Here is a 14,994-nt window from a genome sequence, read left to right on the forward strand (position 1 = left end):
GGAAAAAATGGCGAAGCGGATTTTTGTTGAGAAGAAGGCGGATTTTCAGGTTAAGGCGGAGGCTCTTCGTAAGGAGTTGACCCATAATTTACAGTTGACAAGTTTGACGAGTGTACGTCTGGTGCAGGTGTACGATGTTTTCAATCTTGAGGAGGACTTGCTGGAGCAGGCGATCAAGCATATCTTTACTGAGCAGGTGACGGACAAGGTCTTGTCGGAAGCGGAACTGGACTTGGCCGAGGCTGCTTATTTTGCGATTGAGGCTCTTCCTGGGCAGTTTGATCAGCGAGCTGCCAGCAGTCAGGAGGCCCTTCTCTTATTGGGCAGTCGTCAGGAGGTGCGTGTCAATACAGGTCAGCTCTATATCTTGAATGGCGATGTGCGGGAAGAAGAGTTAGCTGCTATCAAGAACTATTTGCTGAACCCTGTGGATTCGCGTTTCAAGGACTTGGATGCTCCTTTGGTAGCCCAAGAGTTTTCGGTGTCAGATGCGACTATTCCAAACTTGGACTTTTTTGATAGCTATGGGGCGGAAGAATTTGCGGCTTACAAGCGTGAGGCTGGCTTGGCTATGGAAGTGGAAGACCTGCTCTTTATTCAGGATTATTTCAAGTCAATCGGGCGAGTTCCAACTGAGACAGAACTTAAGGTCTTGGATACCTATTGGAGTGACCACTGCCGTCATACGACTTTTGAAACCGAATTGAGGTCTATTGACTTTTCAGCTTCAAAATTCCACAAGCAACTGCAGGCGACCTATGACAAGTACCTGGCGATGCGAACAGAATTAGGTCGGACAGACAAGCCGCAGACGCTTATGGATATGGCGACCATTTTTGGTCGCTATGAGCGGACCAACGGTCGTCTGGATGACATGGAAGTGTCGGATGAAATCAATGCCTGCTCGGTGGAGATTGAAGTGGATGTGGACGGCGTAAAAGAGCCGTGGCTCCTCATGTTCAAGAATGAAACCCATAATCACCCAACAGAAATCGAGCCTTTCGGTGGAGCCGCAACCTGTATCGGTGGAGCCATTCGTGATCCTTTGTCAGGTCGTTCTTATGTTTATCAAGCTATGCGGATTTCAGGTGCAGGTGATATTACCCAGCCTCTGACGGCTACTCGCCCAGGGAAATTGCCACAGCAAATCATTTCTAAAACAGCAGCACATGGTTATTCTTCATACGGTAACCAAATCGGTCTTGCGACCACCTATGTGCGTGAATATTTCCACCCAGGCTTTGTCGCTAAACGCATGGAGCTGGGTGCCGTAGTCGGTGCAGCTCCTAAGGAAAATGTGGTCCGTGAAAAACCAGCCGCAGGCGATGTGGTTATCTTGTTAGGAGGCAAAACAGGTCGCGACGGTATCGGTGGGGCAACAGGCTCGTCCAAGGTACAGACAGTCGAGTCTGTGGAAACAGCAGGTGCGGAAGTCCAAAAAGGAAATGCCATTGAAGAACGCAAAATTCAGCGTTTGTTCCGCAATGGTGCCGTGACTCGCTTGATTAAAAAATCCAATGACTTCGGTGCGGGCGGTGTTTGCGTAGCCATTGGTGAGTTAGCAGATGGTCTTGAAATTGATTTGGACAAGGTTCCACTCAAGTACGCAGGCTTGAACGGAACAGAAATTGCTATTTCAGAGTCGCAGGAGCGGATGAGCGTCGTTGTTCGTCCAGAGGATGTAGACGCCTTCATCGCAGCTTGTCGTCAGGAAAATATCCATGCGGTTGTCGTAGCCAAAGTGACGGAAAAACCAAACTTAGTCATGACTTGGAATGGACAAACCATTGTTGATTTGGAACGTTCCTTCCTTGATACCAACGGTGTCCGTGTAGTCGTCGATGCCAAGGTAGTTGACAGTCCTGTCAATCTACCAGAAACACGTAGAACTTCCGTTGAAACGTTACAGGAGGACTTGAAAGACCTTCTTTCAGACCTCAACCATGCTAGTCAGAAAGGTTTGCAGACGATTTTTGACTCATCTGTTGGTCGTTCAACCGTCAACCACCCACTCGGAGGTCGCCAACAGCTGACACCGACAGAAAGTTCTGTACAGAAACTACCTGTCCAACATGGTGTGACCACAACGGCCTCTGTCATGGCTCAGGGCTATCATCCCTATCTGGCAGACTGGTCTCCTTATCACGCTGCAGCCTACGCGGTCATCGAAGCGACGGCTCGCTTGGTGGCAACAGGCGCCAACTGGTCCAAGGCTCGCTTCTCCTATCAAGAATACTTCCAACGCATGGACAAGCAGGCGGATCGTTTCGGTCAGCCGGTAGCAGCTCTTCTGGGCTCTATCGAGGCTCAAATCCAGCTTGGTTTGCCGTCTATTGGTGGCAAGGATTCCATGTCTGGTACCTTTGAGGACTTGACAGTTCCGCCAACCCTGGTTGCCTTTGGCGTGACCACAGCAGACAGCCGCAAGGTCCTCTCGCCTGAGTTCAAGACGGCTGGCGAGCACATTTACTACTTGCCAGGTCAGATTTTATCGGAGGACATTGATTTTGCCTTGATGAAGTCTAATTTTGAGACTTTTGAAAAATGGCAGAGCGCTCATGCGATTACGGCTGCTAGTGCAGTCAAGTACGGTGGAGTTCTAGAAAGTCTAGCCCTCATGTCCTTTGGAAACCAAATCGGAGCAAGAGTCGAACTTGCAGATCTTGAAACCAGCTTGACAGGTCAGCTTGGCGGATTTGTCTTTACATCGAAAGAAGACATTCTAGATGCTGTGAAAATTGGACAAACCACCGCTGACTTTACACTCCTTGTCAACGGTGTCAACCTAGCAGGGCAGGACTTACAGGTAGCCTTTGAAGGTAAGTTAGAAGAGGTTTACCCAACAGAATTTGAACAGGACACAAAGCTCCAAGAAGTTCCAGCGGTAGCCAATACAGAAGTTATTCAGGCTAAAGAGATTATCGAGGAGCCTGTGGTTTACATTCCAGTCTTCCCAGGTACCAACTCAGAATATGATTCTGCCAAGGCCTTTGAACAGGCTGGTGCAAAAGTCAATCTTGTTCCATTTGTGACTTTGGATGCAGAGAGTATTGAAAAGTCAGTTGACACAATGGTTGACAACATTGACAAGGCACACATTCTTTTCTTCGCAGGGGGATTCTCGGCTGCGGATGAGCCAGACGGGTCTGCCAAGTTTATCGTGACCATCTTACGAAACGCCAAGGTCCGCTCTGCTATTGACAAATTCATCGAAAAAGGTGGCCTCATCATCGGTATCTGTAATGGCTTCCAGGCCCTTGTCAAATCGGGCTTGTTGCCGTATGGAAACTTTGAGGAGGCGGGTGAAAGCAGTCCGACCCTCTTCTACAACGATGCTAACCAGCACGTTGCCAAAATGGTGGAGACACGGATTGCCAATGTCAACTCTCCGTGGTTGGCAGGTGTCCAAGTCGGCGATATTCACGCTATCCCAGTTTCTCATGGGGAAGGAAAATTTGTAGTGACGGACGAGGAGTTCGCTATCTTGCGGGATAATGGTCAGATTTTCAGCCAGTACGTTGACTTTACAGGTCAGCCAAGCATGGATTCTAAGTACAATCCAAATGGATCTAGCCATGCCATTGAGGGCATTACCAGTCGCAACGGTCAGATTATCGGGAAAATGGGACATTCAGAGCGGTATGAGGACGGTCTTTTCCAAAACATTCCAGGTAAGAAAGACCAAGAACTCTTTGTTTCAGCGGTTCGCTATTTTACAGGAAAATAAATATGACATACGAAGTTAAATCACTCAATGAAGAATGCGGTGTTTTCGGCATTTGGGGACATCCGCAGGCTGCTCAGGTTACTTATTTTGGTCTCCATAGTTTGCAGCACCGAGGTCAAGAAGGGGCAGGGATTTTAGCCAATGATGGTGAGTATTTGCGTCGCCATCGTGGAACAGGTCTGATTGCAGAAGTCTTCAAAAATCCAGCAGATTTAGAAGCCTTGACAGGAAGGGCTGCCATTGGTCATGTCCGCTATGCGACTTCTGGCTCTGCTTCTATCAATAATATCCAGCCCTTCCTCTTTGATTTTGCAGATATGCAGGTGGGTTTGGCACACAATGGGAATTTGACCAATGCGGTTAGTTTGAAGGATGAACTTGAAAAAAATGGTTCCATTTTCTCTTCTTCTTCTGACACTGAAATTCTCATGCACTTGATTCGCCGCAGTCACAATCCAGACTTTATGGGAAAAATCAAGGAAGCCCTCAATACTGTTAAAGGTGGCTTTGCCTACCTCATCATGCTAGAGGACAAGCTGATTGCTGCCTTGGATCCAAATGGATTCCGTCCCCTGTCAATCGGTCGGATGAAAAATGGTGCCTGGGTAGTTGCCAGCGAAACTTGTGCTTTTGAAGTAGTGGGGGCTGACTGGGTGCGAGATGTGGAGCCTGGTGAAATTGTCGTCATTAATGATTCAGGAATTCAATATGATAGCTATACAAGAGATACGCAACTGGCAGTTTGCTCTATGGAGTATGTCTATTTTGCTCGCCCAGATTCGGTAATTCACGGGGTCAATGTCCATACGGCCAGAAAAAACATGGGTCGTCGTTTGGCCCAGGAATTTCAACAGGAAGCAGACATTGTCGTTGGTGTGCCAAACTCTTCCCTATCTGCGGCTATGGGATTTGCAGAGGAATCTGGTTTGCCAAATGAAATGGGGCTAATTAAAAACCAATATACCCAGCGGACCTTTATTCAACCGACCCAGGAATTGCGGGAGCAGGGGGTTCGCATGAAGTTGTCAGCCGTTTCAAGTGTTGTCAAAGGCAAGCGCGTGGTTATGATTGACGACTCTATTGTTCGCGGTACAACTAGCCGCCGCATTGTCCAGCTTCTTCGTGATGCTGGGGCAAAAGAAGTTCATGTGGCTATCGGTAGCCCAGAACTCAAGTACCCGTGTTTCTATGGCATTGATATTCAGACCCGTCGGGAGCTGATTTCAGCCAACCATACCGTTGAGGAAGTCTGTGAGATTATTGGGGCAGACAGTCTGACCTACCTTTCTCTTGAGGGGATGATTGAAGCCATAGGCATCGAAACCGATGCGCCAAAAGGCGGGCTCTGTGTGGCCTACTTTGATGGAGAATTTCCAACGCCTCTCTATGACTATGAGGAAGAATATCTCCGTAGCCTAGAAGAGAAAACGAGTTTCTACATTGAAAACGTCAAGTAAGTGACAGAGGTGTCAACGTTACTTGACAGACCTGTAAACTGTTGAAAGGAATCAAAATGACAAATAAAAATGCCTACGCCCAGTCGGGTGTTGACGTCGAAGCTGGATATGAAGTTGTTGAACGCATTAAGAAGCACGTGGCTCGGACAGAACGTTTGGGTGTTATGGGAGCTCTTGGTGGCTTTGGCGGTATGTTTGATCTGACCAAACTGGATGTTAAAGAGCCAGTCTTGGTATCAGGAACAGACGGTGTCGGTACCAAGCTCATGTTGGCTATTCAGTACGACAAGCACGACACGATTGGCCAGGATTGCGTGGCCATGTGTGTCAATGACATCATCGCTGCAGGTGCGGAGCCACTTTACTTCCTCGACTACATCGCGACAGGAAAAAATGAGCCAGCCAAGCTGGAGCAGGTGGTAGCCGGTGTGGCTGAAGGCTGTGTCCAAGCTGGTTGCGGCCTGATTGGCGGTGAAACAGCTGAAATGCCTGGTATGTACGGAGAGGATGACTATGACCTGGCTGGCTTTGCCGTCGGCATTGCGGAGAAATCCCAGATTATCGACGGCAGTAAAGTCCAGGAGGGCGACATTCTCCTCGGCCTAGCTTCCAGCGGCATCCACTCCAACGGCTATTCCCTGGTCCGTCGCGTTTTTGCGGATGTTTCTGGCGACGCTCTGTTGCCAGAGCTCAATGGCAGAGCTCTGAAGGATGTCCTCTTAGAGCCGACCCGCATCTATGTCCAGCAGGTATTGCCTTTAGTAAAAGCAGGGCTGGTCAACGGGATTGCCCACATCACAGGTGGTGGCTTTATTGAAAATGTTCCCCGTATGTTTGCTGATAATCTTGCAGCTGAGATTGAAGAAGATAAGATTCCGGTCCTCCCAATCTTTACAGCTCTTGAAAAATACGGCCACATCAAACATGAAGAAATGTTTGAAATTTTCAATATGGGTATCGGAATGGTCCTGGCAGTCAGTCCAGACAAGATTGACAGTGTCTGTCAACTAGTTGACGAGGAAGTTTACACCGTTGGTCGCATCATCGCCAAGGAAGACAAGAGTGTGGTCATCAAATGAAGCGAATAGCAGTGTTTGCATCAGGCAATGGATCTAATTTCCAGGTCATCGCAGAGCAGTTTGAAGTAGCTTTTGTCTTTTCAGACCGTAGAAATGCCTATGTCTTGGAACGGGCTGAAAAACTAGGTGTACCAACCTTTGCTTTTGAACTAAAAGAGTTTGCGGATAAGCAGGCCTACGAAGAAGCCCTTATCCAACTATTAGACCAGCACCAGATTGACTTGGTGGTCTTGGCAGGTTATATGAAGATTGTGGGACCAACCCTGCTGGCTCAGTATGAAGGTCGGATTATCAATATCCACCCCGCCTACTTGCCTGAATTTCCAGGAGCTCATGGGATTGAAGATGCCTGGCAGGCAGGTGTGTCTGAAAGTGGCGTAACAGTCCACTGGGTTGATAGTGGCGTTGACACAGGACAAATTATCAAACAAGTCCGTGTACCCAGACTGGCTGAGGATACCCTGGAAACCTTCGAAGCTAGAATACATGAAGCAGAATACCAACTCTATCCAGCAGTATTGGAGGAGTTAGGGGTAGTGAGAAAATAAGGAGAAATCATGACAAAACGTGCGTTAATTAGCGTATCAGACAAGGCGGGCATTGTGGAGTTTGCCCAGGAATTGACCAAACTTGGATGGAAAATTATCTCCACCGGTGGTACCAAAGTTGCCTTGGATCAGGCTGGTGTAACTACCATCGCCATTGACGATGTGACAGGTTTTCCTGAGATGATGGACGGTCGTGTCAAGACTCTTCATCCGAAAATACACGGTGGTTTGTTAGCACGTCGGGATTTGGACAGCCACCTACAAGCAGCCAGCGACCATGAAATCGGCTTGATTGACTTGGTAGTGGTTAACCTTTATCCCTTCAAAGAGACTATTTTACGTCCAGATGTGACCTATGATTTGGCGGTGGAGAATATTGACATCGGTGGTCCTTCTATGCTTCGTTCGGCAGCCAAGAACCACGCCAGCGTGACAGTTGTAGTGGATCCGACAGATTATCCGACGGTTTTAGGGGAAATTGCAGAGCAGGGGGGAACGAGCTATGCAACACGTCAGCGACTGGCTGCAAAGGTATTCCGTCATACCGCAGCTTATGATGCCCTAATAGCAGATTATTTTACCAAGCAAGTAGGCGAAGATAAGCCTGAAAAATTAACCATTACTTATGACCTCAATCAGCCTATGCGCTACGGAGAAAATCCCCAGCAAAATGCGGATTTTTACCAAAATGCCCTGCCAACAGACTATTCTATTGCAGCTGCTAAGCAGTTAAATGGTAAGGAGCTGTCTTTCAACAACATTCGTGATGCGGATGCGGCCATTCGGATTATCCGTGATTTCAAGGACCGTCCAACTGTTGTGGCTCTTAAACACATGAACCCTTGTGGTATCGGGCAGGCAGAAACCATTGAACAGGCTTGGGATTACGCTTATGAGGCTGATCCAGTGTCGATTTTCGGAGGCATCGTCGTACTGAACAGAGAAGTAGATGCTACGACGGCTGAAAAGATGCACCCGATTTTCTTAGAAATCATCATCGCGCCGAGCTACTCGGCAGAAGCGCTAGCTATTTTGACCAATAAAAAGAAAAATCTTCGGATTTTGGAGTTGGCCTTTGACGCACAGGATGCGAGCGAAGTTGAGAAGGAATTCACAGGCGTTGTCGGCGGGCTCTTGGTGCAGGATCAGGACGTGGTGGTGGAAAGCCCAGCGGACTGGCAGGTGGTGACCGATCGTCAACCGTCCGATCAAGAGTGGGCGGCTATGGAGTTCGCTTGGAAGTCCTCCAAGTACGTCAAGTCCAACGGCATCATCATCACCAATGACAAGATGACTTTGGGCGTGGGACCAGGGCAAACCAACCGTGTGGCTTCCGTCCGTATCGCCATCGAGCAGGCCAAGGACCGTTTGGAAGGAGCTGTTTTGGCATCGGATGCCTTCTTCCCTTTTGCTGATAACGTGGAAGAAATCGCTGCCGCAGGCATCAAGGCCATTATCCAACCAGGTGGCTCTGTCCGTGACCAAGACTCCATTGACATGGCCAACAAGTACGGATTGACCATGGTCTTTACAGGAGTCAGACATTTTAGACATTGAGGATTTTGGAATAAGTATAGCACCCTAGCTGGAGAAGTTGGGGTGGTTTTTTAGAATATTTTCAGTCTAGTACGTTAAGCTGTTCTCATAAATATGAAAGTGAGGATAATAGCAATGTTAAATAAAAATCAGTTTAGTGAATTGGGATTGGAACTGGGGGTAGCCACAGAAAACTTGCGTTTACAGGTTGCTACTGTAGATTTACTACACTCTTTTAACAAACCAGAAAACAGTGACTTGGTACGGATCCACCTTCATAACATTACAGATACCCTTCACACCAACTTACAAGATGTTATGAATCGTATCGATAATGTAGCTAGTAAATTATTTTCTGAAATGGAGCAGTTGGAAAAAGAGGAGGCTAGGCAAGTAGAGACTACTATTCAATAACAGTACATTTTTTTAGATAATTTGCTCACCTCGGTGAGCTTTTTCTATTCCCGAACATTCTTCTGTTCTTTCTATTAAAATCCGTCTATTTTTGCTATACTGTTTATAGAAAATCCGTTTTTGAGGTGTGAAACATGAAACTTTTGGTTGTTGGGTCTGGTGGTCGTGAACATGCTATCGCAAAGAAATTGTTAGAGTCTGAGCAGGTAGAACAGGTTTTTGTCGCTCCTGGAAACGATGGAATGACATTGGACGGTATTGAATTGGTGAATATCGGTATTTCCGAACATTCTACTCTGATTGACTTTGCTAAGGAAAATGACATTGCATGGACTTTTGTTGGTCCAGACGATGCTTTGGCAGCAGGTATCGTTGATGATTTTGAACAGGCGGGACTAAAAGCTTTTGGTCCGAGTCGTCTAGCCGCGGAGCTGGAGTGGTCAAAAGACTTTGCTAAGCAAATCATGGTCAAATACGGCATTCCAACAGCAGCCTTTGGCACATTTTCCAACTTCGAAGAAGCCAAGGCCTACATCGAAGAGCAGGGGGCTCCAATCGTGGTCAAGGCGGACGGCTTGGCACTGGGCAAGGGTGTGGTCGTGTCGGAAACCGTCGAGCAGGCGGTCGAAGCGGCACGGGAGATGCTCTTGGACAACAAATTCGGCGACTCAGGTGCCCGCGTGGTCATCGAGGAGTTCTTGGCAGGTGAGGAGTTTTCCCTCTTTGCTCTGGTCAACGGCGACCAGTTCTATATCCTGCCGACAGCCCAGGACCACAAGCGTGCCTTTGACGGCGATCAAGGTCCCAACACAGGCGGTATGGGGGCTTACGCTCCTGTTCCCCACCTGCCTCAAAGCGTGGTGGACACAGCGGTTGACACCATTGTCAAGCCTATTCTGGACGGCATGATTGCGGAGGGGCGGTCTTATTTGGGCGTGCTCTATGCTGGCTTGATTCTGACCGATCAAGGTCCTAAAGTCATTGAGTTCAACGCTCGATTTGGAGACCCAGAAACTCAGATTATCCTACCTCGCTTGACCTCTGACTTTGCTCAGAACATCGACGACATCCTCCACAAACGCTCGACCCAGCTGACTTGGCTGGAAAGCGGCGTGACGCTGGGCGTTGTCGTGGCATCAAACGGCTATCCTCTGGACTATGAAAAAGGCGTAGAGTTGCCAGCGAAGACCGAGGGTGACATCACGACCTACTATGCAGGGGCTCGTTTTGCGGAAAATAGCAGAGCACTGCTGTCAAACGGCGGTCGGGTTTATATGCTAGTCACCACAGCAGATACCGTCCAAGAAGCCCAAGAGAAAATTTACTCGGAGCTGAAAAATCAAGAGACGACAGGCCTCTTTTATCGGACAGATATTGGAAGCAAGGCCGTAAAATAAGGGATAAAGAAAAGGAAGTATAAGCATGAACATTCCAATTTCCATCATCATGGGGTCTAGTTCCGACTGGAAAACTATGAAAAAAGCAGCCGATGTGCTGGACAAATTTGGCGTAGCCTATGAAAAGAAAGTGGTCTCTGCCCACCGCACGCCAGACCTTATGTTTCGTCACGCCGAAGAAGCTCGTGGCCGTGGTATCAAGGTCATCATCGCAGGAGCGGGCGGTGCGGCTCATTTGCCAGGTATGGTGGCAGCTAAGACGACCCTGCCTGTCATCGGTGTCCCAGTCCAATCCCGTGCCCTCAGCGGTGTGGATTCGCTCTACTCTATCGTGCAGATGCCAGGCGGTGTGCCTGTTTCGACCATGGCAATCGGAGAAGCAGGTGCCACTAACGCAGCTCTGACAGCTCTTCGCATTCTCTCCATTGAAGATGAAAACATTGCAGCTCAGCTGGCAGATTTTGCCAAGGAACAAGAAAAAATTGCGGAGGCGATGACAGATGACCTCATCTAAGACAATCGGAATTATCGGAGGCGGTCAGCTAGGGCAGATGATGGCTATTTCTGCTATTTACATGGGTCACAAGGTCATCACGCTGGATCCCGCAGCGGACTGCCCAGCCTCCAAAGTCAGCGAGGTCATTGTCGCTCCCTATCACGATGTGGCGGCCCTCAAACAGCTGGCGGAGCGGTGCGATGTCCTGACCTACGAGTTTGAAAATGTCGATGCCGACGGACTGGACGCGGTCATCAAGGACGGCCAGCTCCCTCAAGGGACAGACCTCCTCCGCATTTCCCAGAACCGCATTTTTGAGAAGGATTTTTTGGCAAAAAAAGCTGGCGTGCAAGTCGCCCCCTACAAAGTCGTCACTTCTAGCCTAGACCTAGAAGGTCTGGACCTCAGCAAAAACTATGTCTTAAAGACAGCCACTGGGGGCTATGACGGACATGGTCAGAAGGTCATTCGAGAAGCGGCGGACTTGATAGAGGCTAGTCGACTAGCCAACTCTGCCGAGTGTGTATTGGAAGAGTTTGTGAATTTCGACCTGGAAATCTCCGTCCTTGTGTCTGGCAATGGCTCCGACTACACCGTCTTTCCTGTACAGGAAAATATCCACCGCAATAATATTCTTTACAAGACCATTGTGCCTGCCCGTATTTCAGATGAACTAGCTGAAAAAGCCAAAACCATGGCCCTACAAATCGCAGACAAGCTCCATTTGGCAGGCACCCTTTGTGTTGAAATGTTTGTGGCAGGTCAGGACATTCTGGTCAACGAAATCGCCCCTCGACCACACAATTCAGGACATTATTCCATTGAAGCCTGTGATTTTTCACAGTTTGATACCCATATCCGAGGCATTCTAGGGGAGCCTCTACCCCCTATCCGCCTGCTTTCACCAGCTGTCATGATCAACGTCCTCGGACAAGACATGGAAGCCGTCCAAACATTTCTTCAAGAAAATCCTACCGCCCATCCCCACTTTTATGGTAAACTAGAAGCGAAGCACAATCGCAAAATGGGACACGTGACGGTGTTGGGGGATAGTGTTGAGGTGGAGGAATTTGAGGAAGAAAAGAAGTTTTGCTATTATTAAGTTTATCGATATTAATGTTTTCGTGGTAGATTTAAATTTGATTTACGAATTTTAAAGAGAGAGAAGCAGTTTCGAATAGTATAAACGAGTATGTGTTTTAATTGGTACTAATCTTAAAAAAATAAAAATACTTGACAAAATTATATAGAGTTATATAATGAGTTAAAAGGAGTTGTTTACTTTATGTCTTATGAAATTCATTTTGATGATTTGGCATCTTCGTTGTTGGAATTTGGAATAAATATCGATGATTTTGGAGTTGATATTATTGAAGAAAGTAGTTCAATTGCAGATTTATCTGCAGATTTTTTCAAAGCTACTACTGTGGATAATATAGAATTCGCACAAAATATGGAAAAAACTACTGCTCATGTAATAATGGGCAGTAGTTTTTTTATGATTATTCTTTAGGTCGTAAAATATGATAAATTTCTAGTCCTTTTTCTGGATGGAAAAGAAATCGACTATTAGTAGCTTTCAAGTCCAGTACATTTTGGGTTGTAAGGCTTAAGATTCGCTCTCCAGGCTCAACAACACCCGTATCTACAGCCATTAGAGAAGATTGTACAGCGATGTCAGTGCCGGGACCAAAAATATTAAGGGTTTGAGATATGGTTGAATAGGGATTGTAGTTATTTCCAGGTATGATAATTGGCTCGAATGGGAAAGTAGATGTAATCAGTGGAATATTTAAGGATTTTAATTTTGTTCGATTTTCGGAAGACAAGATTTCAGGGTGAGTCTCAATAATCCCCTCCTCTTCGTCTTCTATGTAAAGTACCTGATTACTTGGGAATGTGGTAATTATAAGTTCAATATCAGTTTCATCAAGTATATTCTTGAATTTTAAGACATTTTCTATTCCTTTAGCAAATAAAATAATTTTATTGATATTCTTTTCCATAGCATAAGCTTTGGAGTCGTTGAACATTTCGCAGATATCTTTATAATTGGTTGTCATGTGCGCTCTCCTGATTTTAATTTATTTATGTATTTAGGATTCTTATTTTTGAAATTTACTAATATATCATTCGTATTATCGACAGTACCTTCAATATAATCTTTGACAAAGGCATTGAAAATGTTAATTGCTTTAAAACAATCTAATAGCTCTAAGTTAATAGTTGTATCTTTTGGATACTCTAGATGGTTATTGGGGCCATGGATTCTCGCACTAGCGTTTATATGATAGTGGGGAAAGTGTTCATAAGGCTTGTAATCAAATCTCACAAAATCATCTGCATCATTCTGATTTTTGATTTCATAACTGTATTTTCCAGTTGTAATAGAGTTATTTGTTCTTGGCTTAACTTCCTCAGAAATTTTAACAACATATGTCGGTTCTAAGGGGGTAAATTTTTCTTCAAGTATTTTAAAAATGCCATCGTTCAATTCAAATCTTACAGATAATATTCTGTTATCTTTGGTCATTTGTAGGCGAATGACATCGTTGATGGTTTGTGATGGGAATCTTTCTGTTATGTATTTGTGAGCGTTTGTGAGATACTCAGTTATATTAATAGGAAATTCTTTATTTTTTTTCATTTCTCCAATTATCATAATAGATCAAAATAAATCTTTCTGTAAAGTAGTCACTAATCATTGTACCATAGTATGCCTATAAAGTATACTGAGACTATTATTTTTAAAATGAAATTAATGGATGAATTTGTTATAATAGGGATAGAAAAATTGTGAAAGGAGAAGAGAGCGTTCTGAGAATTTGAACTCGGGCTAAAAGCGTCGGAAAAAAGATAAACTGCCTTGTGTGCTAGCACACAGCGTCAGTTTCCTATTTTTCTTTCGCTTTCTTAACGCCCTCTGTATCATAAATCATGATCAATCGTTATTCCCGCCCAGAGATGGCGGCTATTTGGAGTGAAGAGAACAAGTACAAGGCTTGGTTGGAGGTGGAAATCCTCGCTGATGAGGCTTGGGCTGAGTTGGGTGAGATTCCCAAGGAAGATGTGGCCTTGATTCGTGAGAAGGCGACTTTTGACATCGACCGCATTTTAGAGATTGAAGAGGAAACCCGTCACGATGTGGTGGCTTTCACGCGTGCGGTTTCGGAAAGTCTGGGTGAGGAACGCAAGTGGGTCCACTACGGTCTGACATCGACCGACGTGGTGGATACGGCTTACGGCTACCTCTACAAGCAGGCTAACGACATCATCCGTCGCGATCTTGAAAACTTTACCAATATCATCGCTGACAAGGCACGTGAGCATAAGTACACTATCATGATGGGGCGGACTCACGGTGTTCATGCGGAGCCAACGACCTTCGGTTTGAAACTCGCGACTTGGTATAGCGAAATGAAACGCAACATGGAGCGTTTTGATGTGGCAGCTAAGGGCGTTGAGGCTGGTAAAATTTCAGGTGCGGTTGGTAACTTTGCCAACATTCCTCCATTTGTGGAAGAGTATGTTTGTGGCAAATTGGGCATTCGTCCGCAGGAAATTTCGACCCAGGTCCTACCTCGTGACCTTCACGCAGAATATTTCTCAGCCCTAGCCTTGATTGCAACGTCTATCGAGCGTATGGCGACAGAAATCCGTGGGCTACAAAAATCTGAACAACGCGAAGTCGAAGAGTATTTCGCCAAAGGCCAAAAGGGTAGCTCTGCTATGCCCCATAAACGCAACCCTATCGGCTCTGAAAACATGACCGGTCTGGCTCGTGTGGTGCGTGGTCACTTGGTGACGGCTTTTGAGAATGTGGCTCTCTGGCACGAACGTGATATTTCTCACTCGTCAGCAGAGCGGATTATCACGCCGGATACGACAATCCTCATCAACTATATGCTCAACCGTTTTGGCAATATCGTCAAGAATTTGACGGTCTTCCCTGAAAATATGAAACGCAATATGGAGTCAACTTTTGGCTTGATTTATAGCCAGCGTGTCATGCTCAGCTTGATTGAGAAAGGCATGACCCGTGAGGAAGCCTATGACTTGGTGCAACCAAAAACCGCACATTCTTGGGACAATCAAGTGGACTTCAAGCCCCTTCTCGAAGCGGATGAGCGTGTGACAGCCAAACTCAGCCAGGAAGAAATCGATGAACTCTTCAACCCAGACTACTATGCTAAACGGGTAGATGACATCTTTGAACGACTTGGATTATAAAAAAATCAAAATTCTTTGGATTTTCCAGAGAATTTTTTTGTTTACTTGCGAATAAATAGGTGAAGGGGAAAACAAGCTCCTTCCGCTAGACAATCATTCGTGAGTAAAAA

At 46.3% G+C, this 14,994-nt stretch carries 13 protein-coding genes; 11 read left to right on the forward strand and 2 right to left on the reverse strand.

The window, feature by feature from the left end:
• Nucleotides 1–7: 7 nt before the first annotated feature.
• From GPW69_RS00235 to GPW69_RS00280, 10 genes are all read left to right on the forward strand, one after another.
• The gene (locus GPW69_RS00235) at nucleotides 8–3,727 is read left to right on the forward strand and encodes a phosphoribosylformylglycinamidine synthase (protein ID WP_074391016.1); all 3,720 of its coding nucleotides are present in this window, start codon (nucleotides 8–10) and stop codon (nucleotides 3,725–3,727) included.
• A gap of 2 nt (nucleotides 3,728–3,729) precedes the next feature.
• Nucleotides 3,730–5,184 carry an amidophosphoribosyltransferase gene (gene purF, locus GPW69_RS00240; RefSeq protein WP_074391017.1) on the forward strand — a complete coding sequence of 485 codons (1,455 nt, stop codon included), beginning with the start codon at nucleotides 3,730–3,732 and terminating at the stop codon, nucleotides 5,182–5,184.
• A gap of 56 nt (nucleotides 5,185–5,240) precedes the next feature.
• A complete protein-coding gene (gene purM / locus GPW69_RS00245; protein ID WP_074391018.1) occupies nucleotides 5,241–6,263 on the forward strand; it encodes a phosphoribosylformylglycinamidine cyclo-ligase in 1,023 nt (340 codons plus the stop codon).
• Complete coding sequence (gene purN / locus GPW69_RS00250) at nucleotides 6,260–6,811, forward strand: phosphoribosylglycinamide formyltransferase (RefSeq protein ID WP_074391019.1); 552 nt, start codon at nucleotides 6,260–6,262, stop codon at nucleotides 6,809–6,811. The genes purM and purN overlap by 4 nt, the downstream gene beginning before the upstream one ends.
• A gap of 9 nt (nucleotides 6,812–6,820) precedes the next feature.
• Nucleotides 6,821–8,368, forward strand: coding sequence for a bifunctional phosphoribosylaminoimidazolecarboxamide formyltransferase/IMP cyclohydrolase (gene purH, locus GPW69_RS00255; RefSeq protein ID WP_074391020.1), 1,548 nt, complete (start codon nucleotides 6,821–6,823; stop codon nucleotides 8,366–8,368).
• Nucleotides 8,369–8,482: 114 nt separating this feature from the next.
• A complete protein-coding gene (locus GPW69_RS00260) occupies nucleotides 8,483–8,761 on the forward strand; it encodes a hypothetical protein (protein ID WP_074391021.1) in 279 nt (92 codons plus the stop codon).
• A 134-nt stretch (nucleotides 8,762–8,895) separates the two neighbouring features.
• Nucleotides 8,896–10,158: a phosphoribosylamine--glycine ligase gene (gene purD, locus GPW69_RS00265; protein WP_074391022.1), complete on the forward strand. Its 1,263-nt coding sequence runs from the start codon at nucleotides 8,896–8,898 to the stop codon at nucleotides 10,156–10,158.
• Between the two features lie 25 nt (nucleotides 10,159–10,183).
• Nucleotides 10,184–10,672, forward strand: coding sequence for a 5-(carboxyamino)imidazole ribonucleotide mutase (gene purE, locus GPW69_RS00270; RefSeq protein ID WP_074391023.1), 489 nt, complete (start codon nucleotides 10,184–10,186; stop codon nucleotides 10,670–10,672).
• Nucleotides 10,659–11,756: a 5-(carboxyamino)imidazole ribonucleotide synthase gene (gene purK / locus GPW69_RS00275; RefSeq protein ID WP_074391024.1), complete on the forward strand. Its 1,098-nt coding sequence runs from the start codon at nucleotides 10,659–10,661 to the stop codon at nucleotides 11,754–11,756. The genes purE and purK overlap by 14 nt, the downstream gene beginning before the upstream one ends.
• Nucleotides 11,757–11,939: 183 nt before the next feature.
• The gene (locus tag GPW69_RS00280) at nucleotides 11,940–12,167 is read left to right on the forward strand and encodes a hypothetical protein (protein WP_074391025.1); all 228 of its coding nucleotides are present in this window, start codon (nucleotides 11,940–11,942) and stop codon (nucleotides 12,165–12,167) included.
• Here the strand turns inward: GPW69_RS00280 and GPW69_RS00285 are convergent.
• Entirely contained in the window at nucleotides 12,157–12,717 is a 561-nt protein-coding gene (locus GPW69_RS00285; protein ID WP_074391026.1) for a hypothetical protein, read from the reverse strand. The two genes, GPW69_RS00280 and GPW69_RS00285, sit on opposite strands and share 11 nt — an antisense overlap.
• Nucleotides 12,714–13,301 (reverse strand): hypothetical protein, encoded by a 588-nt coding sequence (locus GPW69_RS00290; protein ID WP_074391027.1) that lies wholly within the window; start codon nucleotides 13,299–13,301, stop codon nucleotides 12,714–12,716. The genes GPW69_RS00285 and GPW69_RS00290 overlap by 4 nt, the downstream gene beginning before the upstream one ends.
• A 290-nt stretch (nucleotides 13,302–13,591) precedes the next feature.
• Here GPW69_RS00290 and purB point away from each other — a divergent pair, with 290 nt between their 5' ends.
• Nucleotides 13,592–14,884: an adenylosuccinate lyase gene (purB, locus tag GPW69_RS00295; RefSeq protein ID WP_024399268.1), complete on the forward strand. Its 1,293-nt coding sequence runs from the start codon at nucleotides 13,592–13,594 to the stop codon at nucleotides 14,882–14,884.
• Nucleotides 14,885–14,994: the final 110 nt, after the last annotated feature.

The sequence above is a fragment of the Streptococcus suis genome (assembly GCF_902702775.1).
In the GTDB taxonomy this organism is placed as follows: Bacteria; Bacillota; Bacilli; order Lactobacillales; family Streptococcaceae; genus Streptococcus; species Streptococcus hashimotonensis.